The organism is Planotetraspora mira, assembly GCF_016863275.1.
In the GTDB taxonomy this organism is placed as follows: Bacteria; Actinomycetota; Actinomycetes; order Streptosporangiales; family Streptosporangiaceae; genus Planotetraspora; species Planotetraspora mira.
Map to the genome: position 1 here is coordinate 1 of NZ_BOOO01000008.1, position 24,927 is coordinate 24,927.

Here is a 24,927-nt window from a genome sequence, read left to right on the forward strand (position 1 = left end):
GGGCCCGCCGAGTGGGCCCGCCGTACCGGATCGGTCACCGGCGGGGCTTCATCACGGGAAGTTCACCAGGTAGCTGGGAACCGTCGCCGTGCCCTGCGCCGGGCCTCCTGTGTTGTTGATGACGTGGGCGATCGTGCCGTTGCCGCCCAGGGACACGGTGAGCAGGTCGTGGAACTTCACGCCCGAGGCGGTCGGCGCCTCGAAGCCGCGCGCGGCCACGATCGAGGGATCGACGTTGAAGTAGCAGTAGCTGCCGAGTCCCCAGGCCTCATGGGTGGTGACGTTGTTGGCCACCTTGTAGGCCGCGTACCCGACGGTCGACCCGTTCATCCAGGAGCCCGCGTTCGGCGGGTCGTAGGGCATCTCGTTCTGGAAGAAGATCGTCCGGCCGCCCTGTCCGTTCCAGATCACCTCGTATTTCTGGTAGTGCTCGACGAACAGGCCGTAGGCCGTGACGTTGTTGCCGTTGACGATCAGGCCGGTGTCGGCGGGGTTGGTGGTCCAGCCGACGCCCGCGCCGTGGTCGGCGCGCCACGCCCAGATGTGGTCGATGATCGCGTTGCCGCTGTTCACCACGAGACTGGTCGTCGCCTTGCCGGGGCCCGCGCCGCCGATCCGGAAGAAGACGTCCTGGATGGAGCTGGGGTTGGCGGCGTGGGCGGCCGACGATCCGTCCTGCCCGAGGCGGAGCAGCACCGGCGAGTTGACCGTGCCGGCGTCGAAGAGCAGACCGGCGATCTTCACGCCGTCCACGTCGGCGACGCTCATCGGGACGACGCCGTTGTCAGGAATGATCGTGGCGTAGCCGAGGCCGAGGACCACGGTGTCGGCCCTGGTCACGTTGATCGTCTGGTTGACGTGGTAGATGCCGGGGGTGAACAGCAGGTTCAGTCCCTGGGCGAGCGCCGCGTTGATGGTCGCCGCGCTGTCGGACGGCTTGGCGACGAAGAACTGGGTGAGCGGGATGGACGTGCCGGGGGTGGCCCCGTTGGCCCAGCTGGCACCGCTCGAGTTCTGCCGCAGCGACGGGACGAACACCCGGTAGGCGCCGCCCCCGTCGAGGTACAGGTACGGCTTCTCCCGGGTCACCGGGCTCTGGGCCAGCGTCGTGTAGGGCGGGTTCGGGAAGCTCTGCGCGGGAGCGCCGACCACTCCTGAGAACACCATGTTCCACACGGCGTTGGTCCATCCGCCGATGTTGCTGTTGCGGGTGAACCACTGCTGCTGGGAGTACGGCCCGACCGTGCCGTCGATCTTGCTGTCGGCGATGTAGCCGCCGCTGGCCCAGCCGTAACCCGCCGGTGCCAGGTTCAGCCCGCCACGGACGTGAACGCGCCGGAACGGCGCGGCCTGCGACACCGCCCACCGGTCGGTGCCGTTCGACGGGACGATGGCCAGATTCTCGACGGAACGCCAGAAGTTCTGGGTGGCGTTGCCGCCGAACCAGCCCGCGTCGACGGTGACGTCACCGTTGATCGTGACGTCGTCGGGCGACTGGCCGAGGCCTGCGATCGAGGTGTAGAAGCCGATCTGGGCGTTGAGGTTGTTGTAGGTGCCCGGCTTGAACATCAGCGCGTACCGCTGGGAGCCGAACTGGTTGGACTCCTGGGTGGCGAACACGCTGTTGAGCTGGCTCTGGATGGTGGCCGCCGACTGGGACGGGTCGAAGACCAGCACGTTGGGGCCGAGCGAACCGCCGCCCTGGATGGGCCCCCCGCCGCCCCCGCCGACGAGTGTGCCGTAGACCTGGAACTCCCACAGGGAGTAGCCGTAACCCGTGTTGCGGACGGTTCCGTACATCCGCACGTAGCGGCCGGTGCCCGACACGGCCAGGGTCTGCGTGCCGCCCGTGCCGGTGGTCGTCGAGTAGACGTCCGTCCAGGCCGACCCGTCGGCCGAGACCTGGATCTTGAATGCCTTGCCGGACGCGGTCTCCCAGTTGAGCACGACGCTGCCGATGGTGGCGCTGGCGCCCAGGTCGACCTGGAGCCACTGCGGGTCGCTGAAGGCGCTCGACCGGCGGGTGCCCGTGTTTCCGTCGACCGCGGCGGACGCCGGCGTGCCACCGTTCTCGGTCGACGAGGCGGTCGCCGGCTTGCCCTGCGACAGCAGCGTGTCCGCCGCGGCGGCGGTACCGATCGTGAGATAGGACGCGACCAGGGCGAGGGCCGCGACGAGTGTGGCGAGGAGGCCTAATCGGCCTGACCTGCGGGATGGGTGCACTGCTTCTCCTCGGGGCGGGGGGCCGTCGCATGAGCGGCGACGGGGCGGGGAGAGCGCTCTCTACCGGGTTGAGCGTGCACTTGCGCGGTCAAGGCTGTCAATACTTAATTTAACCCTTCGGCAATAGGGTCGACTTATCCGCGAAACGCGCCGGCAAGCAGGCACGGCCAGGAAAGATCACTGAACCCCGCACTCCGAACGGCTCCGGCCGGACGGCGCCCGGGGACGTCAGGGCACTTGACCGCGGCCGGTCGGGGCCTGCGATGATCGCGCTCTCAGGGCAGCGGCGGCCCGCTCCCGGCGGGTGACCGCCGCCGGCCTCAGACGACCGCAGGTGTGCGCGCGGCGCCGCTGTCGCGCAGGAAGTCCTCCACCACGAGGGCCGCGGCCCCGAGCGCCACGGCGTCGGGGCCGAGGCTGCCGAGCACGATGGCGTCGGACGGGAGCGGGTGGACGAGGCAGTTCTCGGCCACGACCGCGCGGATGTCGTCGAGCCGGTGCCGGCCGAGTATGAGCCCGGCCCAGCCGCCGATGACGACCCGCTCGGGATCGAACAGGTGGATCATGTTGGCCAGGCCGATGCCGAGGTACGCGATGGTCTCGTCCACGACGGGTGAGCCCTGCTCCAGCAGGCCGGTCAGGGCCTTCTCCTCGTCGGCCGCGTCGACGCGGATCCCGGCGCGGTCAAGGATGCCCTCGGCTCCGGCGTACGCCTCCAGGCAGCCGCGCCCGCCGCACCGGCAGGTCCGCCCGCCGATGGTGACCTTGACGTGACCCAGCTCGCCCGCGGCGCTGGCGGCGCCCCGGTAGGTGGTGCCGTCGGTGACGAGCGTGGCGCCGATGCCCGACCCCAGGAAGACGATCACCGCGTTGCCCGCGCCCCTGCCGGACCCGAACCACAGCTCGGCCTGGCCCATCGTCTTGGCCCCGTTGTCGACGAACAGCGGCAGCGAGGTTCCCTGACGCAGCAGCGCCTTCAGCGGCACGCCCTCCCAGCCGAAGGTCTTCGCCTGGACGAGCCCGTCGGGACCGCTCTCCACGATGCCGGGCACGCCGACCCCGACCCCGAGCACCTGCTGGGTGGTGACGCCGCCCTCCGCGAGGACGACGTCGATGCCGGCGAGGATGTGCCGTACGACGAGCTCGACCTCGTGCCTGGCCGTACGCAGGGCGTACTCGACCTTCGCGCGTTCCTTCATGTCGAGGTCGAACAGCTCGACGCGGACGTGGGTCTCCCCCACGTCGACCCCGACGGCGAAGCCGAACTCGGGGTTGACGCGCAGCAGGACACGGGGGCGGCCGCCGTCGGAGTCGACCTGACCGGCCTCGACGATGACGTTCTCGCCCAGCAGGTCACCCGTCATGTTGCTGACCGTCGCGGCGCTCAGGCCGGTGGTGGCGCTCAGTTCGTTGCGGCTCGCCGGACCACCGAAGTACAGCGCTCGCAGCAGCACCGCCCGGTTGCCTCGCCGAAGATCGCGGACGGTCCTGCGCACGGGCCTCGTCATGCTGTTCCCCTGCCTCCCCTATCTGCCGGGACATGTTAGTTCAGGGTCCGAAACCAGTCATCAGCGGGCCATGCGACCCGCCCGAATTCAACCGGATTCGGCAGAAAGAAAGGCGTGACAGCGCGTCTCGCCCGCGTTACCGAAGCGTTTCCAAGAGAGGTCATGACTTTTTTTTACACTTACATTATCTTCTGATCACCCCCCAATTAGGAGAAGTGAGATGAGCCGAAGAGTCGCAGGAGCCGCTGCCGCCATAGCTCTGATCGCCGGGCTCACCGCATGCGGCGGTGGTTCCGACGCGGGTGACTCCCCCACGCTGACCTTCTGGATGTACCAGCCGCGAACGCCGCAGGCCGGTCAGATATACGAGGACCTGCGCAAGGGCTTCGAGAAGGCGAACAACGTAAAGGTCAAATACGTCCAAATCGCCAAGGACGACTACAACACCAAGCTGAGCAGCGCCATCGCGAGCGGCACGGCGCCCGACGCGGGCGTCCTCGACCAGCCGCTGGTGTCCCGCTTCGCGCTGGACAAGACGATCGTGGCGGTCCCCGACGGGACCATCGACGAAAGCGCCTACTACAAGGGCGCGCTCGACACCAACCTCTCCGACGGCAAGCTGTTCGGCCTCCCTCTCGACCAGACGACGGTCGGCCTGTTCTACAACAAGAAGCTCGTGCCCACCCCGCCCAAGACCTGGGACGAGCTGAAGGCGACGGTCAACCAGATCCACCAGGCCGACTCCAAGATCGCCGGCATCGTGGTGCCGAAGGGCGACGGCTACGGCGCGTGGATGTGGCCCGGCTTCGTGGCCGGCGCGGGAGGCGCGCTGACCGACGACGCGAACAAGAAGGTCCTGTTCGACCAGCAGCCCGCGGTCGACACGCTGCAGATGTGGGTGGACCTCCTCCCCTCGTCGCCGCGGCAGATCACCGACTCCGACAACGCCTTCGCGAACGGCCTGGCCGCGATGATGATCTCCGGGCCGTGGGACGTCGCCACCATCAAGGACCAGTTCCCCGACCTCGACTTCAACGTCGCGCCCCTGCCGTACAAGACCGAGCCCGCCGGCAACATCGGCGGCGAGAACGGCGTGGTGTTCAGCACCAGCAAGAACGCCGGCCTGGCGTGGAAGTTCCTGCAGTACATCACCGACGGCACGAACAACGCGAAGTTCGCCGACGCCTTCGGCGGCTACCCGACCAACATCAAGGCCGCGGAGCAGACCGCCGCGACCATCGAGCCCCAGCAGGCGGCGTTCCTCGAGCAACTCAAGGTCGCGCACGCCCGCCCCGCGGTCCCGCAGTGGATCCAGGTCAACGACGAGATCATCGCCCCCGCCCTGGAGAAGGCGCTCAGCGGCAAGGCCACCGCTCAGGAGGCGCTGACCGAGGCCGCCGACAAGACCCGCAGCCTGCTCGGCTGGAACAGCTAGCCGAGAGCGCGAGGATTCTCCGTGACAAATCCGGTGTCGGCCGACAGGCCCGCCGCGACGTCTGACCGGCCTGGGCGGCGACCCCGCCCAGGCTTCGGGCGCCGCGACTCCATAGTCGGGTGGCTGCTGATCGCCCCCGCATTGGTCTACTTCGTCGCCTTCCTGCTCTATCCGGCCGTCGCCGCCCTCTACTACAGCTTCACGGACTGGAACCTCCGATCCAGCCCGAGCTGGGTGGGCCTGGCCAATTACACCGACCTGCTGTTCGACGACGTGAAATTCCCGCACTTCTGGAAGTCGGTGCAGGTCTCCCTGCTCTACACCGTGGTGGCCGTGCCGCTCACGCTGGTGGCCGCGCTCGGCCAGGCGCTGCTCATCAACGCGATCCGCAGGGGTTCCAACCTCTTCCGGCTGTTGCTGTTCCTGCCCGTGGTCACCGCGGAGGCGGCGGTGGGCGCCATCTGGCGCTGGCTGTACGACCCGCAGTACGGGCTGATCAACATCATCCTCGGGTGGTTCGGCGTCCCCCCGCAGAACTGGCTCAACAACCCCGACCTGGTGATCCCCGCGCTGGCGTTCATCTCGGCCTGGCAGTGCGGCATCTCGATGATCATCTACCTCGCGGGGCTGAAGGGCATCCCCCTGTCACTCAGGGAGGCGGCCATCATCGACGGAGCCGGGCCCGTGCAGCGGTTCCGCAAGGTCGTCATGCCGATGCTCAGGCCCACCACGTTCTACCTGCTGGTGACGGGGGTGATCGCGGCACTGCAGGTGTTCGGCCTGGTGTATGTGATCTTCTCTGCCGCCAACAAGAGTGTGACGGGCGGCCCCGAGCAGGCGGGCCTGACCTACGTCCTGCATCTGTACCTGTTCGCGTTCCGCTACGACGCGATGGGCGCGGCCTGTGCGATGTCGTTCATCCTGCTCGTCTTCATCATGATCATCACGGCGCTGCAGTTCAAATTCGTCAAGCAGGAGGCGGCGTGAGGAACGTCAGGCTGGCGCCCATATACATCGCCCTGATCCTCCTCGCGGCGATCTCGGTCGTGCCGTTCATCTGGATGCTCTCGACCTCGTTCAAGCACGGCCACGACGTCTACACGAAGGTGCCGAGCCTCCTGCCGCTCGACCGCAAGACCGGTGAGTGGTCCCCCACGTTGGAGAACTACGAGTACGTCTTCGACCTGAGAGGTCTCGGCACGGCGTTCCTCAACAGCGTGTGGGTCTGCCTGATCCTGATCCCGGCCAAGCTGCTGATCGACGCGCTCGCCGCCTACGCGTTCGCCCGCATCCCGTTCCCGGGGCGCGACAAGCTGTTCGTGCTGATGCTCGGCGGCATGATGGTGCCGACGATCACCCTGCTGGTGCCGCGTGTGTTCGTGACCCAGGAACTCGGGCTGTTCGACTCGCAGTGGGGCCTGATCGTGCCCAACATCGCCTCGGTGCTGGACATCTTCCTGTTGCGGCAGTTCTTCCTGTCGCTGCCGGGTGACCTGGAGGAGGCGGCGCGCATCGACGGGGCCGGGCGGATTCAGATCTTCTGGCGGATCATCGTGCCGCTGTCCAAGCCGGTGTTGTCCGTCGTCACGATCACGAGCTTCATCTTCCACTGGAACGACCTCGTGTGGCCCCTCGTCGTGCTCAACGACCCGGAGAAATACACTCTGCCCCTGGCACTGCAACAACTCGCCACCGCGGAGGCCGGGCGCTCGTACTACATCATGGCCGGCGCGGCTGTGGCGGTCGTCCCGGTGATCGCCGTCCTGCTGGTGTTCCAGCGCCGCATCCTGCAGGGAATCGCGTTCAGCGGGCTCAAGAGCTGAACGCCGACCACGGCCTCAGCGCCAGATCACGAATGGGAGTGTGAGCGTGACCATCGAGGTCCGCGACGGAGTCACCGTCATCGACGGGCGGCCCCAGGTGCTCGTCACCGCCGATTATCCGTACTACCGGGACGACCCCGCCGTGTGGGCCGACCGTCTCCGGGCGATGCGCGACGAGCTGGGCATCGAGGTGATCACGAGCTACATCCCATGGCGGCACCACCAGCCGGAGCCGGACGCGGCGCCGGACTTCACCGGCCGGACCCACGCGAGCCGTGATGTGGTGGGTTTCATCGAGTTGTGTCACCGGCTCGGGCTGAAGCTCGTCGCCAAGCCGGGGCCGTTCATCCACGCCGAGGTCACCTACGGCGGGCTGCCCGACTGGGTCTGCCCGTCGTCGGACCCGTCGATCGAGCCGCTGCTCGACGCGGCCGGTGAGGCCTCGTTGTGGTCCGACGGCGCGAACAGGGCCGGTCGGCCGCTGCCCGCCCCGTTCGGGCCGGTGTTCTCGGCGAAGGTGACCGAATGGTTGTCCGCGGTGGGCAAGCTGGTGCTCGACGGCACCACCCACCCGGACGGTCCGGTCATCCTGATGCAGATCGCCAACGAGGGCATCTACACCAACGGCGCCCGCGCCCTGTCGGCGTACGACTACAGCGCGTCGGGCCTGGCCTTCTTCCGCGACCGGCTCCGCGCCTGGTACGGCACGCTCGAGGAGTACGATCGCGTGCACGCGACGACCTCGGGCGGCTGGGACGAGATCGAGCCGCCGCGTTCGTGGACCGGGGCGGACACCCCCGAGCGGATGCGGGCGTACGCGGACTGGGGCCGTTTCCACGCCGACTACACGGCCGAGGTGTACCGTCGCTGGGCCGACGCGGTCGGCTGCTCCGTGCCGACGGTGGTCAACCTCAACCCGCCGACGGTCGAGGAACTGGACGACTGGCTCGCCCGTGTGCGGCCGGAGATCTGGCAGGACGTCGCCTACGGCTTCACCAATTGGATGGGCGTCGTCTCGACGGACCCCGACTCCCAGGCGCGGTACGTCATCGCCGCCAAGCGGGCGCCCGGTCCCAATCTCGAGGAGAACTGGGGCTTCTCCGTCCTCTACGACCAGGCGTACTCCGACGCGACGACGAGCTACCACCAGACCCTGCTCGCCCTCGCCGCCGGAGCCACCGGGTTCAACGTCTACACGGGAGCCGGCACCTCCGGCTGGCTGCCCGACCTGGACACCGCGCACACCCCGCCGTACCCGGACTGCGCCCCCATCGCGGCCGACGGGTCGGCGACGGAGAAGGCGCCGGTCGTGCGCGTCCTGGCGGACTTCCTCGCCCTCCACGGCGAGGAGTTCCTGGAATGCGGCCCGGTCACCGGGGGGGCCTTCGGGCTCTACTCGCCGTACGCCGGGATCGCCGCCTGGGCGGGACCCGGGCAGGACGGGATCCCGAGGTGCGGCGGTGCGCTGCGGGACTTCCACGACCGCATGCGCGAGGCGGGCCTCGACTACGCCATCCTCGACCTGGAGACGGTTACGGCGGAACGCCTGGCCGCGCACGCGTCGGTGACGGTCCCCGGCGGGCCGTTCCTTCACCGCCACGTCCAGGACCTGCTCGCGGGATACGCCGCGAGCGGGGGCAGGCTGGTGCTCGACGGCCCGGCTCCGCGCCTCGACGAGGACCTGCGCCCGTACACCGTGCTCGCCGACGCCCTCGGCTCCGCCGGCGGGACCGGCTCGGGTCCTGTGCCGGGCGACGCGCCGGAGGATGCCCCGGCGGCACGGGTGGTGTCGGGTCACGCGGACGCGTTCCTGCGGGCGCATCCCTCGCGTGACGTTCAGTACCTCACGGTGCTCGTGCAGAGCGACAACGACGGGCCGGTCCGGGTGCAGACCCCGCACGGCGTCGTGGAACTCCTCTCCGCCCAGGGCGGGGCCGCGGTGGTGCGGCTGGCCGGCGGCGCCCTGGACGACTTCGTCGTCAAGGGGCTCAACGGATTCCTGGACTCGGCCGTGCCGGCCCGCATCGCGATGAACGACGCGGAGTCGCACGCGGACCGTCCCGCCGACCTCGCGCGCGTCGGCGGGACTCTCCGCCTGCTGTAACCGACCACGGACAGGGCCTCCGGGCGTGTTGTGAGCCGACCAAGGACTCACGACCGCCGGGGGCCCTTCGTCGTGTCCGGGGGGCATCCGCCGTGCCGGGACAAGGGCGCGAACACCGGGGAGGTCCACCGGCACGGCCGCGCCTGAATTCCGGTTCATGCCGTCCGTGCCGGCTTGGTGAACGGGCGGCATGAACCGGCGTCCACCCTAGAGAATGTCCGACCCGATTTATCCCTTTATTGCCGGAAATACGTCGCACGTATTCCGTCTCGCCACCTGAGAGCGGCGACGACCCGGCCCGCCGTGACCAGCCCCCGCTGACGCATCGTTGAAACCCGTATTTATCGGGTGTCTCGCCTTCTCCGCTCCCGCACCCTGAGCGTGTTCGCCCCAACCGGAAGCGTGAAGGAGAGGAATCGCGGCCCATGGCGTACGACATCGACCCTGGAGGGCCTGCGGAGGAGGTCATCACCTGCGAGTCGGCACGCGCGGCCGGCGCCGCGGATGGTCGCAACCAGGCCCTCTACCAGGTGTTCATCACCGACCCCACTTTCCAGCCGCCTTTCGTCCTCCGGATCTCGGCGTACTTCAACTCACGGCAGGGCCGGCTGCTCATCAAGCGGGCTGAAGCCCTCGGCCGGATCGAGCAGGAGGCGCAGACGTCGTCGGTGGCCCTCACCACGCGGGTCAACGAACTGCAGGCGGTCAGCGGGGCCGTGAACCCCGGCATCCTCGCGCTGGGGAAGGCCGGCGGCGATTCGCCCGAGCCCTGGGGCGAGGTGCGCCCCCTCACCGTCGAGGAGGCCGACCAGGAGCGGATGGAGGAGAAGCTCCGCAAGTACAACGCGGAGATCGAGACCCGGGTCACCTCCCTCTCGACGGCGAGCAACAACTGGCTGCAGTGCTGGTCGTCCTTCCAGGAGAAGGCGCGCATGACGCTGGACGAGGCCAACGCCCTGGTCGCGTGTTACAAGGACGGACTGCTGAACACCCACCAGCACGCCGAGGAGATCGCCCGGCGGTGGCGGCCTCAGGAGTTCACTCTGCGCGACGACTGGTTCCAGGACCCCGCCACCCAACTCCAGATCGGCATTCCCATCGGCGTCCGGGACAGCCTGAGCCAGGCCTGGGAGCAGTGGCTCAACCTGTGGCGCCGCGACCAGCACCCCCACTCGATCGAGAGTGGCGACTCCCACGAAGGCGGGTGAGAACCCATGCGCACCCCGTTCCTCTCGGCACGTCCCACGGTCGCTCTCCTCGCGGTCGCCCTCGTCACCGCGCTCTCGTCCACGGCCTGCACAGCGGCGCACGCGGGACCGACGAAGGCGGCCTGCGGAGCCGTCATCGACATCACCGGCTTCCGCCAGTACGCGCAGGCGGAGGACTTCCTCAACCAGCACGTGCGCGACTTCCTGAAGGGCTGCGACTGGCTCGCCTATGCCGCGATCACCGGGAACTCCGAAGGGTCTCCGTGCCAGACCTCATCCGTGCCCTTGTACCCCCGGCCGGAGGAGAACCCCAACGGCAACCCGAAGATCGCCGACACGGTACGCAAGGCGCATCTCGCCGAGGCCGTCGCCAAGGCGAAGGAGCTTCTGACCTGCGACGATGACGACGCACGGGGCTCGGACGTCCTCGGCGGACTCCGGGTGATCGCCGCACAGCTCGAGGCGCGCCCCGAGGACGGCATGGAACGCCGCGTGGTCGTCTTCAGCGACATGATGAGCAACGTCGGCGCCCTCGACCTGTCGTCGGGCGACTACAGCTCCGCGGCCGCACGCACGGCCAAGGTGAAGGAGCTGAAGGACAAGAGCCTCCTCCCCGAGCTCACCGACGCCAGCGTCGACATCTACGGGTTCAACCTGCTGTCCGAAAGGAAGCCGGACCGCGTCCCCCAGCTGAAACTCCTCTGGAAGGCGATCTTCGTCGCGTCAGGAGTCGACGAATCCAGCGTGAACATCCTCCAGTGATCCCCCAGCCGTACCTGTGACCTCGTGACAGATCGGAACAGCCATGGCCCCGAAGCAGCAGCACGCCGTCCCCCCGCAGCCCGTCCACGACCATCCCCCCGCGCCTCCACCGGACTGGCGTCCGGGCACGATCCGCGAGCCCGACTGGGAGAGCCTGAAGGCCGGCGCCGCCGCCAAGGGCGCGGAAGACGCCACCAGCAGCGGCTTCGACTCGATCACCTTGAAGACACAGGGTTACGAACCGCCGCACCTCCTCGTGCTCGACGCCCAGCGGCAGCTCGCCATCGACGACGTCACCGCGCAGTTGGCGCAGGAGGAACTCGCCGCACGGGCCGCGCAGGCGGCCCACGCCAAGCACGCCGAGGCGGTGGGCCAGGACTACACCCGCGCGCGGGAAGCCCACGAATGGGCGCGGCGCCGCGTCGAGAAGCTGCAGATCGGGCCCTCGCAGTGGCCCGGCGACGGGAAGCCCAGCTCCATCGCGCTCGACGGAGACCGGCGCGAGGTGCTCAGGCAGTGGGGTGTGCCCCTGCTCCTGCTGCTCGTGCTCCTCTCGGTGGAGGTCCCCATCTACTACCAGACCTTCCTCAACTGGGGCGAGACCACGGCCATGACGTACGCGTTCGCGATCGGCGCGATCTTCGTGTTCGTCTTCGGACCGCATTTCTACGGCCGGAAGTTCCGGGAATGGGAGGAGTTCCGCGGGTGGCGCAGGCACGCAGCGGACAGCGGCGCGAGCGGCCACCACACCGAGCGGGATGACGGGCGGCCGCGGCGCAGGGGCCTCGCCGGGCGGCCCGTCATCCTCTTCCTCATCCCGGTGATCTGGCTGGCCGCGATCGCGGCGGTGGCCTCGCTCCGCCTGCTCACGATCGGCGATGTCACCTACGTCGACTCGGAGGGCGTCGTGCGCGAAGCACCGACGCTCATCGCGGGCTGGGGACTGGTCCCGACGGTCATCCTGGTCTTCGCTCTCCTGATCTTCACAGCGTTGATCGCCACCGAACTGGGCCGCCGCATGGGCAACCCCAACGACCACGACCTCAAGGAGCAGCGGGCCGCCCTGCGCCGCGCGTCGACGGCGCTGGACACCGCCGCGGCGCGCCAGCGGGAGTCGGACGAGTACGCGACCAGGGTCGGCCAGTACCTGTCGTCCACCCGGCAGAACCGCGAGACGCACATGGCACGGACCGAAGGCCGCTTCGACCACCTCGAGGCGATCTACATGGACGCGCTGATCGGCGGGATCGACGACCCCAAGGCCTCGCTCTACGGCCCCTCCGTCCTCGACAGGCACCAGCGCCGCCGGCACGACTACAACCAGTCCGACACCTGAGGAGACCCCCGATGGGTGTGAACCTTTCCAAGGGCGGCGACGCCCTCCTGCACGGAACCGACCTGACCAGGGTCCTGATCGGCCTCGGCTGGGAGGCAGCGGACACGACGGGCCGCGACGTCGACCTGGACGCCTCGGCCTTGATGGTCGACCCCCACGGCCAGGTGCTCTCCGACGAGCACTTCGTCTTCTACGGGAAGCTGACCAGCCCGGACGGCTCCGTCGAGCACACCGGCGACGACAGGACCGGGTCGGGCGACGGCGACTGCGAGGTCATCCGCGTCGACCTGGCAAAGGTGCCTCCCCGCTGCGTGCGGATCGTCTTCACCGTGTCGATCTACGAGGGCGACCGGCACGGTCAGACGTTCGGCCAGGTCCGCGACGCCTACATCCGCGTCGTGGACGAGGCGACCTCCGCCGAACTGGTGCGTTACGACCTCAGCGAGGACGCCTCCAAGGAGACCGCGGTGATCTTCGGCGAGCTGTACCGCCACTACGCCGAATGGCGCTTCCGCGCCGTCGGCGAGGGATGCACCACGGGCCTGCGCGGCATCGCCGTCAGCTACGGGGTGGACGTGACCTCGTGATCATCCGCACTTTCGGCTGGTCCTTCGGGGTCACCGCGCTCGGGCTCGTCGCGGCGCACGCGCTGGGCGGCCCGGGCGCCCTCGCACTGGTGGCGATCCTCGCCGTGCTGGAGATCTCGCTGTCGTTCGACAACGCGGTCGTGAACGCCCGGGTGATCGAGCGCATGAGCCGCTTCTGGCAGCGGATGTTCCTCACCGCCGGCATCGTGATCGCCGTCTTCGGCATGCGTCTGGCGTTCCCCCTGCTCATCGTGGGCGTCACCGCGCACTTGAGCCCGGGTGAGGCGATCGGCCTGGCGCTGAACGACCCGGCCGAGTACGGCAGGCGTCTGCACGAGGCCCATCCGCTGATCGCGGCCTTCGGCGGCATGTTCCTGCTCATGATCTTCCTGGACTTCGTCTTCGAGGAGCGCGAGTTCGCCTGGCTCGCCTGGCTGGAGCGCCCGCTGGCGAAGATCGGCAAGCTCGACCAGTTGTCGGTCGTGGTCGCCCTGGCCGTGCTGCTCTCCGCCACGTCCGTCGCCGCGAGCGAACCCGGCGGGGTCCTGGGCGCCGGCGTGCTCGGCATCGTGACGTATCTGCTCGTCAACAGCCTGGGAAAGCTGTTCGAAGCGGGCGGCGCCGATGAGGACGACGGCGGCGTGGGCGCCCCCGGGGAGGGGGCGGGCGGGTCGGTGGGCGGGTCGGCGGCCAGGAAGGTGGGCGACGCGGTGGGCCGGGCCGGGTTCTTCCTGTTCCTCTACCTCGAGGTGCTCGACGCGTCGTTCTCGTTCGACGGGGTGGTCGGAGCCTTCGCCATCAGCGACGACCTCCTGGTCATCGCCCTCGGCCTCGGAATCGGGGCGATGTACATCCGCTCGCTCACGATCTTCCTTGTCCGGCGCGGAACGCTGAACGAGTACGTCTACCTCGAGCACGGCGCCCACTGGGCGATCGGCGTGCTGGCCGCGATCATGCTGATCGGGCTCGGCCATGACGTGCCCGAGATCGTGACGGGACTCATCGGCCTGGCCTTCATCGGCACCGCGATGCTCTCCTCCACCCTGCGCAACAGGCGCGTGGCCGGTGCCGCCGGCGACGTCCGGGACCACGCCCACGGGACCGTGCTCGCGGGCGCGCCCGCGAGTTCCGCCGACTCGGTCGGCACGCTCAAAACCGGGACTCCGGGCCGGAACTGACCGGCCGACCGAAGTGCCGCGGCGACGACCGCGACGGAAAGGCGGGACGACGATGGAGGACTACCGGGTCGTGCTCACCAAGGAGGCCCCGAGGATGTCGCTTCCCGCCGAGGCCGGCCGGATGCGCGTCACCCTCAACTGGAACGCCGCCGGCCCCACACCGATCGACCTGGACCTGTGTTGTCTGTGGGAGTTCGCGGACGGCTCGCGCGGCTGCGTCCAGGCCTTCGGCGGGAAGTTCAACGCGCCCCGGAACGCCGCGGTCCCGGTGATCGCCCACGACGGCGACGAGCGGAGGGGCGGCCCCGAGGGCGAGAGCATGACCATCGACATGTCCCAGGTGCAGCTGATCCGCCGGATTCTCGTGTTCGCCTACATCTACGACGGAGTGCCCAACTGGGCGGCCGCGGACGGTGTCGTCACGGTATATCCGGTCAGCGGCCCGCCGGTCGAGGTCAATCTGGACGAGTCCGACCCGCGGGCGCGGGTGTGCGCCATGTTCCTGCTGCGCAACGTGGGCGGCGAACTCCGCATCCGCAGGGAGGTCCGTTACTTCACACGCGGCCACCGGGCGATGGACGCGGCCTACGACTGGGGGCTCACCTGGGGGCGCGGCCGCAAGTGACGCGGGCCGGCGGCCGGTCAATGCGGGAGGCCGGGCTCCTTCGGCCTCCTGAGCGGCGGCGGCACGAGGATCCACGCCTTCTCCTCGAAGCCCTTCTCCAGCAGCTTCGCGGTCACCGGCTGGAAGTCCGCGGGATCCAGGTCGCCGCTCCCCGGGGCGATGACGTCCATGAAGACCGAGTCGGACACCGCGAACACCAGCATGGCCGCCGTCTCGTCCTGGAGCGCCGCGCGGACGGTCGGCGCGTCGAGCATGCGATGCACGGCGATGGCGGTGGCGCCGACGTAGCCGTTGGCGCCGCGCCGGATGTTGCCCCTGCACATGGCGACCCGTAGCCGCAGGACCGCGTCGGCGTTGAGGTCGGCGTTCACGTCGTGCAACTCCATCCGCAACGCCCTGACCAGGTCGGGGATGACCTTCGCCTCCTCGATGCCGGGTGGCAGCACGGCGAACTGCCCGTCGCCCTGTTCCTGCAGGTCCACGCTGGTCTCGTCGATGCCCGCCCTACGCCGGGCGGCCGTCAGCACGGCCACGAGCCGCTCCTGGGCGTGCAGTGCGGCGAGGTCGGTGAACCGGCTGTACTTCTCGATGTCGGTCGCCACGCACAGGCGTACGGCGGCGCCAGCGACGGGACGGGACGCCGATCCGGTCACCCCGGGAAGGACCTCGCTGAACGGCTCCGCCGTCGCCAGGGTCGCGTCGAAGACGTCCGACCAGGTCCGCCGCACCCGGCTGATGGTCGTGCCGACGAACAGGCTGCCGGCGAGATCCGGTACGTCGCCGGGCAACTCCAGCAGCACACGCAGGCCGTACGAACGCCGGGCCAGCGGACGCCCGGGATCCGCTGTGAGGGTGAACCCGAACGCCGGCCGCTGCGCGCCGAAGACCCGCGGCTCCGGGTCGCCGGGGACGTTGCGCAGCCGGTTGACGAGTCTCCTGAACCTGCCCTCCGCCGGGGTGCTCTCCGCGCCGTTCCCCGCCGTGCCCGGTGTCGAGGCGGTGGTGGCGGGCGTCGTGGCGGGCGTCGTGGCGGGCGTCGTGGCGGGCCAGGGGCCGACGATGTCCTCCAGCGCGCCCTCCCCCGCACCGAGGCGGAGCGCGAGCGCGTCGTCGTCGGTGAGGCGCACCTCGAACCGCAGCCCCGTGTAGTGCCGATCGGGCGGCAACTCGTCGAGGTCGAACGCGAACAGCACCTCGTAGTGCCGGACACCCGAGGTCGCGGCCCGGCTGCGCAGCGCGGGCGAGAGCATCTCGTCGGGCACGAGGTAGACGTAGGGCCGGGCGACGTCGACTCCGGTCTCGCGCGGACGCTGCGTGCCCGGGCCGAGGAGTTGCTCGGCTCCGTAGAGGTCGGAACGCGCCAGGATCTCACCGTCAGGCAGAGGGGGTTCGGCTGTCTGGTCGGTCATGGGGTGCCTTCCGTGTTCGGGGTTCGGATCGGGACGCCGGCCGGGGTGCGGGAACCCAGGCCGAAGAAGGTGAACGCCGCCCACAGGTGGGGTTCCCGGGCGGAGGCCCGCTGCGACGACGCGGCTCGGGCCTGGGCGTGCCGGAGCGCGCTCACCGGCTCCCGGCCGTCGAGCAGCCAGCTCTCGTGGAAGTCGGCCATCAGCTCGAGGCTCGCCCTCTCGCCGACGGGATAGAGCGTGGTGATCAGCCCTGTCGGCCCGGCGGTGAGGAAGGCGCGGCTGAGCCCGATGACGCCGTCCGCCGTCACCGCGCCCGCACCGGTCTCGCACGCCGCGAGGATGACCAGGTCCGCGGTGATGCCGAGAGCCGGCACGTCTCTGGCGTGCAGGATCCCGTCGTGGCCCGCGGACGGCGCCAGCACCAGATGGGACGCCAGCGGATCGCCCCGCAGGTCGGGTACGGCACGGGCGTGGGTGCCGAAGTACAACACGGTTCCCTGCCCCGCGACCTCGCGCAACGTCGCAACGCTGGCCGCGGGGCCGGTGTGGAGGACGTGCTCGCCGTACATGCTCGTGATGGCGCCGAAACGCCGCTCGGTCCAGTCGAGAGATTCTCCCTCGGCCATCGGCGACGGATTGACCAGCGCCACGAGCGTGGGCGGCCCGCCCGGGACCGGGCCCGAGGTCAGGTCCGAGGTCAGGTCCGGGGTCAGGGCCAGCGCGGGAAGCACCCTGATCGCGTGCCGCTCGACGAGGTAGGAGCCGGAGCCGTCGATGAGGGCGGAGAACGGCACGCGGAACAACTCGGCGTGCGGGACGACGGTGACGGGCTCGTCGGGGTCGGCGGGCAGCAGGCCGTCCGGGATGACGTCCCACAACACGGCGCCGAGGCGGCTCAGCACGCCGGCCGTCGCCGTACGCGATCCGGCGTCGTGCCGGGGGGTGCGGGCGAGCCGTCCGAACTCCGCGACGTCCTCGGCCAGCCGTGCGCGGTCGATCCTTCGGGTGACCGAGGTGACCTGACCGCCGCGGGAGCAGACCCAGATCGCGAGGAGGTCACCCGACAGGAAGTACTCCACGACGGCGGACTCGTGCGAGGTGAGCAGGCCGAGCAGCGCGGTCCGATCCACCGGTCCGGCCCCGATCAGGCCGCGCGACGGTTCCTCATCGGCCTCGCCGGCCGCGTGAAGGGCGTCGGCGAACGCGCGCGCCCTGGACATCTCGGACACGGCCAGGGCGTCCTCGGGAAGGTCCAGGTCGAGCAGAAGCGTCACCATGCGCTCGTAGAACGGCAGTGCCATGTCGGTGGAGAGGATCTTCTCCCAGGCATCGTCGAGCAGGGCCCGCCAGGTCTCCACGTAACCGGCGGTGATGTGCGACGCCTGCCGCGCCTGCTCACGGACGAACCGGGCGGCGGACGCCGGATCGGACCGGCGCATGTGGGCGCGGAGCAGCGCGAGCGTCTCCACGCCGTCGCGGATCGCGAGCGTCACCGTCTCGTGTGGCGTGGCGGCCTCTGCTCCCGGATCCGGCGGCCCGGCGGAGGCGAGCCGGCGTGCCGCCGCGCCAAGAGTCTCCTGCCCCCTGGCGAGGAGGCGGTCGGCGTGCTCCGACGACGCCTCGACGGCCTCGGGACCGTCGAGGTGAGAACCGATCTCGCGGAGGGCCGCGCACATGGACCCGGTCGCCGCGGCGGACGCCTCCGCGGCCGCGTGCAGGGCGTCCGCGCCGGGAGGCCCGGTCCTCCCCCGCCAGGGCCTGCGCCGGTGCGCGTCGGTGAGGTCGGCCAGCCGGACGAGCGTCTCGTTCAGGGCTTCGGCCGACGACCTGACGAAGCGGAGCGCGTCCAGCCAGGGATTGAAGGCCCGGGGGCCGAGGGTGAGCTCCCTGCGCGACTCGGCGGCGGTCACGAGCAGCCCGGGCAGGCGCGCGTAGGCGGACTCCGCGAAGGCGCAGCGGATCCGCGCGTCGGACAGTCCGAGCCGGTCGATCAGCTCCGCCGCTCCCCGCGGCGGGTCATGGCCGTACAACTCGGCCGCGAGGTCCAGCACGGGCGCCGCCTGCGCGTGCCGCCCCGCGGTCAACAGGTCGGCGCCGAGACGCCGCAGCGCCGGCCGGTCCTCCACCGCGAATCCGGTCAGGGTTTCGGGGGCGCGCACCAGCACCACGAGGGTCCAGCCTCCCGGGCCGGGTGCCAGCCCGGCGGCGACGTCCGTACCGCGCGCCAACCGCAGGAACCCCCCGCCGAGAGCCTGCCCCCTCTCGACCAGCCCTTCCGCCTCCGTGACGACCAGGCTCTCGACCGGTCCCAGCGCGCCCAGCCATCGGCCGCGCAGCGAGGCCCGGTTCAATCGCGTCCTGAGCTCCCTGACCGCGGCGGACTCGTCCATCCCCGCCGGAACCGGGGGCCCGGGCTGCGGCTCCGGCGGCGGCCCGGGCTGCGACTCCTGCGCCGGCTCCTGTACCGGCTCCTGTGCCGGCTCCTGACCGGACGACGGTCCCTGGTGCGGAACGAGGCTCTGCCTGACGTGGGCGATGACACCGCCTACGCGCCCGCGACCGGTGTAGACCGCGTCGAACTCACCCCGAGCGTCACCAGCCGGGACAAGACCGTCGAGCGTGCTCCCGTCGCCTGCCTGAGTGGTCACCAGCACGTGCCCGGATTGGGACCGCCAGGTGCCGGCCAGCGGCGTGCCCGTGCCCAGCCGCGCCTCGGCGGAGCCGTCGGGACGGAGGCGCAGTTCGAGACCGGTGAACAGGCGTGTCAGGAAGGAATCCCGCGAGCGAGGTACGACCTCGCGCCAATCTGGGGGCCCTCCGTCCGGTGCTCGGGCGGGCTCGGCGAGCGTGATCGTGGGAGTGTGCCCGATCAGGCTCCATCCGTCGGCGGCCATGTCACCCGCCGAGGGCGTACACATAGGCCGGCAGGGACCTCCCGGGCATGGCGGCCGTGAGCGCGACGGTGACGGGGCGAAACTGCCCCCGGTGCAGGTCGGCGGACTCGGGATAGGCGAGCTCGTCGAGGAGCTGTCCCGAGATGATCATCGCGAGGTCGCTCCGGGGGCTGGCGCCCAGCTCCGCGTGCAGATGCTCGCTGGCGCACAGATCGCCGACCACGGTCACCGCCTGACCCTCGAACCCCTCGTCGGTCAGCCTCACCAGCCCCTGGTGGAACGCGATGCGACAGCGCAACCTCGCCGTCCCGGCCCCCCGGCGGTTCCGCCGCCACAGGCCGTTGTGCAGCTCACGGGTGAGGTCGGCGACGACGCGCGGCTCGTTGACCCCCGAGTTCAGCACGAGCAGGATGCCCGCGGGCAGGACCTGGAAGGTGACCTGGTCGAGGCCCGCGGCCATGCTCGCGCCCTCCGCGAGGTCGACGAGCGGCCCGCTCGCGTCCCCCTGCGCGGGCGTCTCGGCTCCCATCGCCACGCACAGCCGCCGAACCGGGTCCAGGCCGTCCATACGTCCTCCGAATACAGGGCGAGCAGGCGTGATCTCGTCAGTTCTCCTCACTCTGCGGGCCGGAAGACGGCCAGACCCCGTATTCAGGCGGGATTTCGCTGATTCCGGCGTCCGTGTACAACGCCGCGCTGTCCAGGATGAGGATCCGCCCGTACCTCGTCGCGATCACCTGGCGTTCGCGCATGGAACGAAGGATCTTGTGCACGCTGTGCTCCCGGGCGCCGATCATGGCGGCGAGCTCCGGTTGCGTCAGCGAACCGATCAGGACGCCCTCGGCCGTCGTCTCGCCGTACCGCTGGGCGAGGTAGATCAGCACACGCGCCACGCGAACCGGCATCGGCGACGTGCCGAACTCGATGCGGTGCCAGGTGGCGTGCCGCAGCTTCCCGACGACGTTGGCGTTGACCGCGAGGGCGACGTCCGGGTGGTCCGCGAGGAAACCGAGGAAGTCCCGCTGGCTGATCTTGCGGACGAAGCAGGGCCCGACCGTGACCACGGACGCCACTCGCGGGCTGCCGTCGAGGCTGGCGAGCTCGCCGACGAGGTCGCCGTCGGAGCGGATGGCGAGCAGGACCACCTTGCCGTCCGCGCTGTTGCTGACGACCTTCATGTAGCCCTGGACGATGAGGAAGACGTCCTTGGTCCGGGGATCGCCCTCCATGATCAGAGTCTCGCCGCTGACGACCTGCGAGAACGTGCCGAGCGACAACAACGTCTCACGTATCCGGGGCTCCAGCGAGCCGAGCAGCGTGGCGGGCGGCCACGGTCCCAGCCTCCGCGGGCCGTGGGGGTGCCTCGGCGTCGGTGTGGCCATTTCCTGCCTCCGCCTTCAGGCCGCCAGGGGGTGACGATCCCGTTTATAGCGCAATAAGTGGCCCATGTGACAGAAATACTGGACCGTTCCCGCGGATCGGTGCCACGATCTCTCCGGGCGATCCCCCCAGCCCTGTTGGAGGATCCATGGACGCCGTCGCAGCCTGGTCGCGGCATCTCGCCGAGCATCTCGCGCCCCATGAGGCCTCGTCCGCGGAGCGCGTCGGCACGGCGTACGTGGCGGGGGGACGCCGCCGCCGTGATCTCATGCGGACCACCGCGCCGGAGCCCGGCGGCTTCGGCGGCACGGGCCCGGGAGAGCTGCCGATCATCCTCGACGGCCTCCGCGCGGTGGCGGGCGACCTGCTCGGCCTGCTCGCGAGCCATCCGATGGCCAACCTGCTCGTCCTCATCGCGATGCGCGGAGCCGGACGTCCGGCGCGGGACCCCTCCCAGGCGGCTCCCCACGGGTACGGCGCCGCGCCGTCCTCCGCCGACGCCGTCCCGTCGCTCGGCCAGACGATCGACGCACTGCGGAACCGGCTGGCCGCGCAGGGGATCCCCGCCGACCGGGCGGACGAACTCACCTACGACACCCTCAAGCTGATCTTCCAGCAGGACCGCGGCCCCGCCGAGATCGAGGCGTTCCTGCGGGCCCTCGCGGGCAGCCCGCCCTCGGGCCCTCCCGCCGGGAGCGCCCTGCCCTCCGCGCCGGGCGAGACCTCTGGATGGATGTTGCCGCCCTGGCTCTGGCTCTACTTCCTCGGCGTCCTCGCCCCGTCCGTCCCCTCGGCTGTCGAGGGCTTCCAGGACGACGTCGCCGGCATGGCCACGCTGGTCGGCTATCTGGCGGCCAACGTCCAGCGGGCCGGGACGGCGATCCTGACCGCGGCGGGCCTTCTGGAGTTCCTCCCCGCGCTCCTGCTGCTCACCGGAATCCTGGGGGTGCTGTTCCCAGGCCCGCGCGGCCGCTGGGCGGAACGCCGCCACCGGCTCCAGCCGAGCGACGACCCGGTGATCGGCGAGATGACCGCCTACGTGCGGCGCCACGCCCCCGCCGCCGGACTCCGGCTCGGCGAACGCGACGATCGGCTGGCCCGCGTCTATCCGGTGGGATGGAGGGAGGCACGCGTCGCCGTCTATCCGCCGCTGGTACGCCTATGGAGCCGGGACAGGGACGCGGCACAGGCCGTACTGCTGCACGAGGTCGCCCATCTGCGGCAGGGAGACCATCTGATCGTCGGGCTGGCCAGCCCGTTCGCATGGTTCGTCAGGACCTGGGGCGTCGCCCTCGCGGCTCTCGCCCTGGTGCCGGCTGTCGTCTATCTCGCGGTGGGCGGGACGGGGACGTCGCCGGTCCTCAACTCCGTCTTGTACGTCGCGGTCGCGGTCCCGATCAGCCTGATCCTGCCGGTCGCCGGCCTGTGGGTCGCCGAACTCAGCGCCGACCGGTACGCGATGAGCGTGGCCGGGCCCGCCGCGCTCGCTCGCGCGCTCGGCCCGGCCCGTCCGGCCGGGCCCGTGATCGGCCGGCTGCTCGGCCTGCTCAGCCATCCGCCGCTGCGGCTGCGATCATGGGCCGCGCGTTCCTGGCCGGGAGGCACCGCGGCTCTGGCGGCGCTGTGGCCGCTCGCCTTCGTCGTACGGCTCATCGCGATCACGGTCTACGAGTTGTTCGCCCGGATGCTGAACGGATCCTCCTTCACCGAGGCCGTGCAGGTCGTGGCCGGCGGCCTTCCCGAGGAGTTGTCCTCGGTCCGGACCCTCCTGGCGGAAATGGCCGCGCTGCTCCTCAACTGGCCGCTGATCGCACCACTGTGGCTGCGCATCTGGGCGCCGCTGCGCGCCTCCCGGCACCGTTTCGCCCCCTATCTGCTGTCGGCGCTGGTGCCCGGCCTGCTCGTCGCCGGCGGGTTCGCGACCGGCACGGCGGGCGAGGTGTCCGTCGCGTCGAGCGGCCCGGCCTCCTCCGCGGCGGCTCCCGCGCCGCCGGCCACAGGCCCGGCGACCGGGCCCGCCACTGACCCGGCCGCTGACCCCGTCACCGAGCCCGCGACGGAGCGGACCGGACTGGTCGACGACCGCCCGTGGACCGGGCAGGCCCTGCCTGCCGACCTCCGGATCACCGCGTTCGCACGGCTCGACCAGCAGGGCGGGGATCCGGGCTGGAAGGCGCGGGCGGCGGGCAGGCTCGGCGCGGGCGTCTGGCGGGCGGACGAGGACGGCCGGCTGACCTTCTCCGACCTGACGGGCGGATCCGACCTGCGCCCCGGCCAGGGCGGCTGGCTCCGCATCGGCGACGAGGTCACCTTCTGGTTGCCGATCGAACAGGTCACCGCGAGCGGATCGGTGGCCACGGAGATAAACGGCACGATCGACCTCCGCGGGAGCCCGGCGGTCATGAACGCGTCGTGGGCCCGCAAGCCGGACGGCTCCGCGGCCGATCTGCTCGCCTCCCCCGCACTGGACTTCACCGCGCGTCTCGACGTGCGGACCGCCCCGTGAACCGAGGGACCCGGCCCGGCCTCGTCTCGGCCGGACGGCGCAGACTCTGGCTATGAAAGAAGTCCTCGTCATCGGCATCGGCGCCGGCGATCCCGACCACCTCACGCTGCAGGCGGTCAAGGCCATCGCGGCGGCCGACGTGTTCTTCGTCCTCGACAAGGGATCCGGCGAGGGACCGGAGGCGCACGACCTGACCCGTCTGCGCAGGGACGTCATCCGCACGCACGCGCGAGAGCCGTACCGGCTCGTCGAGGCCCGCGATCCCGAGCGCGACCGCACCGGCGACGCCTACACCGAAGCCGTGGAGGACTGGCGGTCCCGGCGGGCGGACGTCTACGAACGGCTCATCCTCGACGATCTCGGCGACACCGAGACCGGAGCGATCCTCGTCTGGGGAGACCCGTCCCTCTACGACAGCACGCTCGCCGTCCTCGAGGACGTGCTCGCCCGGGGCTCGGCGCGGTTCGGCCACACCGTCATCCCCGGTGTCAGCAGCGTGTCCGCGCTTGCCGCGCGGCACCGTGTCAGCCTGACCCGCGTCGCCCGGCCCCTGCACATCACCACCGGGCGCCGTCTCGCCCGGGCGATCGCCGATGGAACCGACCGGCCGGGCGAGCCGGACGAGGCCGGCGACGTCGTCGTCATGCTCGACGCGCACTGTGCCTTCGCGGACATCCCCGGGGACGCCGACATCGACATCTACTGGGGCGCCTACCTCGGCACTCCCGACGAGATCCTCATATCGGGGCGCGTCGGTGACGTCGCCGAGCGGATCCGCAGCACCCGTGCCGAGGCGCGCGCCCGCAAGGGCTGGATCATGGACACCTACCTGCTGCGGCGTGCTCCCGAGGCCGGAGGCCGCGGCGGAGTCCGCAGAGTGTGACGCCGCGGGCCGGCCCGTCGCCCGGCCTGCGACGAGGATCCGTCACCAGGCCTTCTGCCACATCGCGTGCCTGGCGTTCATCTCCTTCATCTCCGGCTCGACCGAGTCCCGCACGGCCGGACCCCGCACCGTGGCGGGCGCCTTCGCGGGCACCGTGACAGGTTTCGCGACGGGGGCCCTGGGCGCCCTCGCGGGGGACGGCACGAGGGAGTCGCTCATGCTGACGTCGAGGGAGCTGAGGCTGCCCAGCATCGCCAGGGCCTTCTCCGTCAGGCTTCCCGGCTCGGCCTGGAAGATCATGAGCTGCTGGCCGGGAGCGCTATTGACGGTGAAGGACTCGCAGATGAGGGTCAGGTCGCCGACGTCGCGGTGATGGAAACCCTTGGATTCGTGCTTCTTGAAATGCACGTCATGCCGGGCCCACAGGTGCCGGAACTCGTCGCTCTCTTCGGACAGCTCCTCCACGAGTTCGGGCAGGAACGGATCGTCCGGGTCCGTGCCCGCCGCCGCACGCAGGTGCGCCGCCTTGTGATACGCGACCTTCTCCCAGTCCGAGTAGAACGTGCGCGACTCGGGATTGAGGAAGACCATCCGAATCAGATTGTCGTTGTGCGCCAGCCCGTCATAGAGCGCCTCGGCTATCTGGTTGGTGGCCAGAACGTCCATCCACCGGCCGAGCACCAGCGCCGGTGTGTGGTTCCAGCCCCGGAGCAACCGCATCAACATCGGGCTCACGCGTTCCACCCGGCTGGCCGGCGTGCCGCGCCGCGTCCGAGGGTGTGCGAGGGCGTACAGGTGCTGCGCGGACTCCGAGTCGAGGTCGAGCGCCCGTGCGAGCGCCGAGAGGACCTGGTCCGAGGGATTGCGCTCCCGCCCCTGTTCAAGGCGGCTGTAGTAGTCGGTGCTGACACCGGCCAGATAGGCCATCTCTTCCCGGCGCAAACCGGGGGTCCGGCGGCGGCCGGAATGCTTCAACCCGATCTCATCGGGAGTCACCAGCTTGCGCCGCGCTTGTAAGTACTCACCAAGAAGCTTTCCACTGTCCACCACACCACGTTAAATCCAA

Annotated in this window: 19 protein-coding genes; 12 read left to right on the forward strand and 7 right to left on the reverse strand. The window is 70.4% G+C overall.

The window, feature by feature from the left end; translation table 11 throughout:
- Positions 1–51 precede the first annotated feature (51 nt).
- Together Pmi06nite_RS07345 and Pmi06nite_RS07350 are read right to left on the reverse strand one after the other, a co-directional pair.
- Positions 52–2,223, reverse strand: coding sequence for a discoidin domain-containing protein (locus Pmi06nite_RS07345; RefSeq protein WP_203952120.1), 2,172 nt, complete (start codon positions 2,221–2,223; stop codon positions 52–54).
- Between the two features lie 320 nt (positions 2,224–2,543).
- Positions 2,544–3,731: an ROK family protein gene (locus tag Pmi06nite_RS07350; protein WP_203952121.1), complete on the reverse strand. Its 1,188-nt coding sequence runs from the start codon at positions 3,729–3,731 to the stop codon at positions 2,544–2,546.
- Positions 3,732–3,951: 220 nt separating this feature from the next.
- On the opposite strand from Pmi06nite_RS07350, the gene Pmi06nite_RS07355 reads away from it, so the two are divergent.
- The 10 genes from Pmi06nite_RS07355 (at position 3,952) to Pmi06nite_RS07400 (ending at position 14,789) form a co-directional block, all read left to right on the forward strand.
- Positions 3,952–5,166, forward strand: coding sequence for an ABC transporter substrate-binding protein (locus Pmi06nite_RS07355; RefSeq protein ID WP_203952122.1), 1,215 nt, complete (start codon positions 3,952–3,954; stop codon positions 5,164–5,166).
- Positions 5,167–5,187: 21 nt separating this feature from the next.
- Positions 5,188–6,153: a carbohydrate ABC transporter permease gene (locus tag Pmi06nite_RS07360; protein ID WP_203952123.1), complete on the forward strand. Its 966-nt coding sequence runs from the start codon at positions 5,188–5,190 to the stop codon at positions 6,151–6,153.
- On the forward strand, positions 6,150–6,989 hold the full coding sequence (locus tag Pmi06nite_RS07365; protein ID WP_203952124.1) for a carbohydrate ABC transporter permease: 840 nt from the start codon (positions 6,150–6,152) through the stop codon (positions 6,987–6,989). The genes Pmi06nite_RS07360 and Pmi06nite_RS07365 overlap by 4 nt, the downstream gene beginning before the upstream one ends.
- 46 nt (positions 6,990–7,035) lie before the next feature.
- Entirely contained in the window at positions 7,036–9,093 is a 2,058-nt protein-coding gene (locus Pmi06nite_RS07370) for a beta-galactosidase (RefSeq protein WP_203952125.1), read from the forward strand.
- A gap of 425 nt (positions 9,094–9,518) precedes the next feature.
- Positions 9,519–10,301, forward strand: coding sequence for a hypothetical protein (locus tag Pmi06nite_RS07375; protein ID WP_203952126.1), 783 nt, complete (start codon positions 9,519–9,521; stop codon positions 10,299–10,301).
- A gap of 6 nt (positions 10,302–10,307) precedes the next feature.
- Positions 10,308–11,063 (forward strand): hypothetical protein, encoded by a 756-nt coding sequence (locus tag Pmi06nite_RS07380; protein ID WP_203952127.1) that lies wholly within the window; start codon positions 10,308–10,310, stop codon positions 11,061–11,063.
- A gap of 43 nt (positions 11,064–11,106) precedes the next feature.
- A complete protein-coding gene (locus tag Pmi06nite_RS07385; RefSeq protein WP_203952128.1) occupies positions 11,107–12,399 on the forward strand; it encodes a hypothetical protein in 1,293 nt (430 codons plus the stop codon).
- Positions 12,400–12,410: 11 nt separating this feature from the next.
- Entirely contained in the window at positions 12,411–12,986 is a 576-nt protein-coding gene (locus Pmi06nite_RS07390; RefSeq protein WP_203952129.1) for a TerD family protein, read from the forward strand.
- A complete protein-coding gene (locus tag Pmi06nite_RS07395) occupies positions 12,983–14,164 on the forward strand; it encodes a DUF475 domain-containing protein (RefSeq protein ID WP_203952130.1) in 1,182 nt (393 codons plus the stop codon). Before Pmi06nite_RS07390 ends, Pmi06nite_RS07395 begins: the two co-directional genes overlap by 4 nt.
- Positions 14,165–14,216: 52 nt before the next feature.
- On the forward strand, positions 14,217–14,789 hold the full coding sequence (locus Pmi06nite_RS07400; protein ID WP_203952131.1) for a hypothetical protein: 573 nt from the start codon (positions 14,217–14,219) through the stop codon (positions 14,787–14,789).
- Positions 14,790–14,806: 17 nt separating this feature from the next.
- Here Pmi06nite_RS07400 and Pmi06nite_RS07405 read toward each other — a convergent pair whose 3' ends face one another.
- From Pmi06nite_RS07405 to Pmi06nite_RS07420, 4 genes are read right to left on the reverse strand one after another with little or no spacing between them, the layout of a single operon-like run.
- Positions 14,807–16,198 (reverse strand): hypothetical protein, encoded by a 1,392-nt coding sequence (locus Pmi06nite_RS07405; RefSeq protein WP_203952132.1) that lies wholly within the window; start codon positions 16,196–16,198, stop codon positions 14,807–14,809.
- A complete protein-coding gene (locus Pmi06nite_RS07410; RefSeq protein WP_203952133.1) occupies positions 16,195–19,092 on the reverse strand; it encodes a CHAT domain-containing protein in 2,898 nt (965 codons plus the stop codon). The genes Pmi06nite_RS07405 and Pmi06nite_RS07410 overlap by 4 nt, the downstream gene beginning before the upstream one ends.
- 1 nt (position 19,093) lies before the next feature.
- Complete coding sequence (locus Pmi06nite_RS07415; RefSeq protein WP_203952134.1) at positions 19,094–19,660, reverse strand: hypothetical protein; 567 nt, start codon at positions 19,658–19,660, stop codon at positions 19,094–19,096.
- Between the two features lie 37 nt (positions 19,661–19,697).
- Positions 19,698–20,474: a Crp/Fnr family transcriptional regulator gene (locus tag Pmi06nite_RS07420; RefSeq protein ID WP_203952135.1), complete on the reverse strand. Its 777-nt coding sequence runs from the start codon at positions 20,472–20,474 to the stop codon at positions 19,698–19,700.
- Between the two features lie 146 nt (positions 20,475–20,620).
- Here Pmi06nite_RS07420 and Pmi06nite_RS07425 point away from each other — a divergent pair, with 146 nt between their 5' ends.
- Both Pmi06nite_RS07425 and cobF read left to right on the forward strand, forming a co-directional pair.
- Positions 20,621–22,978: a M48 family metalloprotease gene (locus tag Pmi06nite_RS07425; RefSeq protein WP_203952136.1), complete on the forward strand. Its 2,358-nt coding sequence runs from the start codon at positions 20,621–20,623 to the stop codon at positions 22,976–22,978.
- Between the two features lie 52 nt (positions 22,979–23,030).
- Positions 23,031–23,861 carry a precorrin-6A synthase (deacetylating) gene (gene cobF, locus Pmi06nite_RS07430; RefSeq protein ID WP_203952137.1) on the forward strand — a complete coding sequence of 277 codons (831 nt, stop codon included), beginning with the start codon at positions 23,031–23,033 and terminating at the stop codon, positions 23,859–23,861.
- 42 nt (positions 23,862–23,903) lie between these two features.
- Here the strand turns inward: cobF and Pmi06nite_RS07435 are convergent, their stop codons facing one another.
- Positions 23,904–24,908 carry a helix-turn-helix domain-containing protein gene (locus Pmi06nite_RS07435; RefSeq protein WP_203952138.1) on the reverse strand — a complete coding sequence of 335 codons (1,005 nt, stop codon included), beginning with the start codon at positions 24,906–24,908 and terminating at the stop codon, positions 23,904–23,906.
- Between the last annotated feature and the right edge of the window lie 19 nt (positions 24,909–24,927).

What these genes read in the sequence shown, in the direction of transcription:
- Pmi06nite_RS07380 (WP_203952127.1), top strand. Translation starts at nt 10,308, where the DNA reads ATGCGCACCCCGTTCCTCTCGGCACGTCCCACGGTCGCTCTCCTCGCG.
- Pmi06nite_RS07415 (WP_203952134.1), bottom strand. Translation starts at nt 19,660, where the DNA reads ATGGACGGCCTGGACCCGGTTCGGCGGCTGTGCGTGGCGATGGGAGCC.
- Pmi06nite_RS07350 (WP_203952121.1), bottom strand. Translation starts at nt 3,731, where the DNA reads ATGACGAGGCCCGTGCGCAGGACCGTCCGCGATCTTCGGCGAGGCAAC.
- Pmi06nite_RS07400 (WP_203952131.1), top strand. Translation starts at nt 14,217, where the DNA reads ATGGAGGACTACCGGGTCGTGCTCACCAAGGAGGCCCCGAGGATGTCG.
- Pmi06nite_RS07420 (WP_203952135.1), bottom strand. Translation starts at nt 20,474, where the DNA reads ATGGCCACACCGACGCCGAGGCACCCCCACGGCCCGCGGAGGCTGGGA.
- cobF (WP_203952137.1), top strand. Translation starts at nt 23,031, where the DNA reads ATGAAAGAAGTCCTCGTCATCGGCATCGGCGCCGGCGATCCCGACCAC.
- Pmi06nite_RS07385 (WP_203952128.1), top strand. Translation starts at nt 11,107, where the DNA reads ATGGCCCCGAAGCAGCAGCACGCCGTCCCCCCGCAGCCCGTCCACGAC.
- Pmi06nite_RS07390 (WP_203952129.1), top strand. Translation starts at nt 12,411, where the DNA reads ATGGGTGTGAACCTTTCCAAGGGCGGCGACGCCCTCCTGCACGGAACC.
- Pmi06nite_RS07410 (WP_203952133.1), bottom strand. Translation starts at nt 19,092, where the DNA reads ATGGCCGCCGACGGATGGAGCCTGATCGGGCACACTCCCACGATCACG.
- Pmi06nite_RS07375 (WP_203952126.1), top strand. Translation starts at nt 9,519, where the DNA reads ATGGCGTACGACATCGACCCTGGAGGGCCTGCGGAGGAGGTCATCACC.
- Pmi06nite_RS07355 (WP_203952122.1), top strand. Translation starts at nt 3,952, where the DNA reads ATGAGCCGAAGAGTCGCAGGAGCCGCTGCCGCCATAGCTCTGATCGCC.
- Pmi06nite_RS07425 (WP_203952136.1), top strand. Translation starts at nt 20,621, where the DNA reads ATGGACGCCGTCGCAGCCTGGTCGCGGCATCTCGCCGAGCATCTCGCG.
- Pmi06nite_RS07405 (WP_203952132.1), bottom strand. Translation starts at nt 16,198, where the DNA reads ATGACCGACCAGACAGCCGAACCCCCTCTGCCTGACGGTGAGATCCTG.